1 protein-coding gene and 1 other annotated feature are annotated in these 1,487 nt (G+C 59.1%); the gene reads right to left on the reverse strand.

All coding sequences use genetic code 11. From position 1 onward, the window contains the following. Positions 1 to 116: 116 nt before the first annotated feature. A protein-coding gene (locus tag QO034_RS23220; RefSeq protein ID WP_284487871.1) for an IS3 family transposase occupies positions 117 to 1,351 on the reverse strand; the annotation gives its coding sequence in 2 pieces (ribosomal slippage) (positions 117 to 1,051 and positions 1,051 to 1,351; 1,236 coding nt in all). Beyond that, positions 948 to 1,064: a sequence feature (AL1L pseudoknot), on the reverse strand. It overlaps the preceding gene by 117 nt. Positions 1,352 to 1,487: the final 136 nt, after the last annotated feature.

A 1,487-nucleotide genomic window follows, 5' to 3' on the forward strand; every position in this document is an offset into this window, starting at 1 on the left:
CCGCGTCCGAAGCGCGCCTGGCAGTGGTGCTGACATGAAACATCCTCCTGAAAAGGATGAATCACAATCGACCCCTCAAGGGAATCCCCAGCGACTCAGGGTTTCCCCGAAATGCTTTAGGCTGCTTTTTCGTCTGCATTCAAGTTCTCGTAGAATTTCTCCTCTGCTTCTTGCGGCGTGACGTATCCGATGGCGCTGTGCAGGCGTTCGTTGTTGTACCAATCGACCCATTTCAGGGTTTCCCATTCGACCTGAGCCACCGACTTCCATGGGCCGAGGAAGTTGATGACCTCGGTCTTGAACAGGCCGATGATGCTTTCGGCCAGGGCGTTGTCGTATGAATCGCCGACGCTGCCAACGGACGTATCGATCCCGGCTTCGGCCAAGCGTTCGCTGTATTTGATCGACAGGTATTGCGAACCGCGGTCCGAATGATGGATCAACCCGCTTGCCTCGGCTGGTGCCCGCTGGCAGATGGCCTGGTTCAGGGCATCCAGCACGAAGCCGGTGGTCATCGAGGTGGAAACGCGCCAGCCGACGATCTTGCGGGCGAAGACATCGATGACGAAAGCAACGTAAACCATGCCTTGCCAGCTTGAGACATAGGTGAAATCCGAAACCCACAGCTGGTTCGGCATGTCGGCCACGAAAGCCCGGTTCACCTTGTCATCCGGGCACGGCTGAGAGGTGTCGGGATTGGTGGTGATCACCTTCTTGCCGCGGACAACACCCTGTATTTGCAGGGCCTGCATCAGCCGTTCCACCGTGCAGCGGGCGATATCCCGGCCTTCCCGGCGCAGAACATGCCAGACCTTGCGGGCACCATAGCGGCCCCGGCTGGCCTCATGGACGCGCTTGATGGCATCTGTGTCCAACAGGTCGCGTTTTGCCCGTGCCGATGCCCGGTCCGGATCGCGCTCAACGGTCTTGCGCTCGTAATACGTCGATGGTGCGATCCCCAAGACACGGCAGATCGGCCCGACACCAAAAACGCCCCGGTGAGCATCGATGAAACCGATCATCGTTTGAACGGGCGGTCGAGCTCCGCCGCCGCGAAATACGCTGAAGCCTTCTTCAGGATCTCGTTGGCAGTGCGTAACTCGCGGTTCTCTCGTTCCAGTTCCTTGATCCGATCTTTCTCAGCACTCGTCAGCCCGGCTCGTTTGCCCTCGTCACGTTCGGCCTGTTGGCACCAGGCACGCAGACTGTTCGGTGAACAGCCCAGCTTCGGCGCAATCGCCCGGTAGGCTGCGGTATCGCTGGTGTAATCTGCTCGGTTCTCTCGAAACAGCCGAACCCCGCGTTCGCGCAGTTCAGCCGGATAGGCGGGGGTGAATCGTCTCTTCGTCATAGGGCTCATCCTTTGGGAAAGTCTGAAAAACCTCGCTCTCTGAGCGGGTTGAGGTAGACTGGGCATGATCAGCAAGGACACTCCCGATGCCCAAGCAGCCCGCCTTTCCCGGCCTCCGCCATGCGATGAAGAAGAA

This window comes from Sedimentitalea xiamensis (assembly GCF_030164465.1).
Taxonomy (GTDB): Bacteria; Pseudomonadota; Alphaproteobacteria; order Rhodobacterales; family Rhodobacteraceae; genus Sedimentitalea; species Sedimentitalea xiamensis.